This is a genomic window from Pseudomonas sp. (assembly GCF_037994325.1).
Taxonomy (GTDB): Bacteria; Pseudomonadota; Gammaproteobacteria; order Pseudomonadales; family Pseudomonadaceae; genus Aquipseudomonas.
The window spans coordinates 1-1,074 of record NZ_JBBNAH010000609.1 but is presented as its reverse complement, the minus strand read 5'-3'; the positions used below and the strand labels follow the sequence as shown (position 1 = coordinate 1,074).

Annotated in this window: 1 protein-coding gene; it reads right to left on the bottom strand. The window is 59.8% G+C overall.

All coding sequences use genetic code 11. The features are described from left to right. On the bottom strand, positions 1-1,074 hold a 1,074-nt coding region (locus tag AAAB16_RS20325), incomplete at both ends, for a TonB-dependent receptor (RefSeq protein WP_340664955.1).

Here is a 1,074-nt window from a genome sequence, read left to right as displayed (position 1 = left end):
CTGGGGTAGCGGTCGGTCTTGAGCACGTACTCGGCTTGCAAACCGGCCTGCATATCGATGGGGATAATCTTCGCGCCAAGGGTGGCTTCCCATTTTGGCGAGGGAATATCCCGCGCCCATACATCCGGGCCCCACGGGTTGAGGTAGGCACCGTCGTGTTTGCCGGTCATCCACGAGTAAGACAGCGAGCCAAACACCCACTTCGAGTCGTAGAAACTTTCAATCTCGAAACCCTTGATCACCGAGCCGTTGATATTGCGGTACAGCGGGCGGTTGCCGGCGCCGCAAGCATTGGTGATGGTGCCGCCGTTGTTAGCTTGGTTCTCGCAATCGATGCCGAGGTTTTTAAATATTTCGTCTTTGATCTCGTTGCGAAACACCGTGGTGCGTACTTGCAGGTTGTCGTTGCGGCCGATGTCGATGGACAGGATGCTGCCAGCGCGCAAGGCGGTGATGCGTTCGGGGTCGAGGTCGCGGCTGGTGCGGTTGCGTGTGCTGGTGGCGCTTTGCACTTCGTACTGCTCGTCGATCACCGGCGCGCGCCAGGTTTTGCTGTAGTCGGCGAAGAAGCCCAGCTGCGGCAGCGGTGACCAGAACAACGACAAACGTGGCGACCAACCGCTGTAGGTTTGGCTGCTGTAGTCATGCACGCCGGGGGTGTTGTACAGCGGCGCCAGGTTGCGTTTGCCGTCGTTACGCACTTCGTCAAAGCGCAGCGATGGGGTGATGGTTACATCGCCCAGGGTGATGGCGTCTTTGATGTAGTAGCCCTGGCTGTCGACTTTGCCGCGCGGCATAAAACCGGGCTGGTAGTAGCCGTAGTTGTACTGCGGGCGGTTATAGGTGGTGCCGGGCATATACATCAGGGTGTCGCGCTTGTGTTTGCGCAGTTGGCTGCCCAGGGTCAGGGCGTGTTCAAGCGGGCCGGTGTCGAACAGGCTGGTATTGCGCAGTTCCAGCACGTCGTCGCGGTACGAGGTGTCCATCTTTTTGCCGCCGGTGGCTGGCTGGTAGAAGGCACCGTCGCCGCGCTCGTCGGTCTGGTCGGTTTTTGAGTGCGAGTAGCTTAGCGCC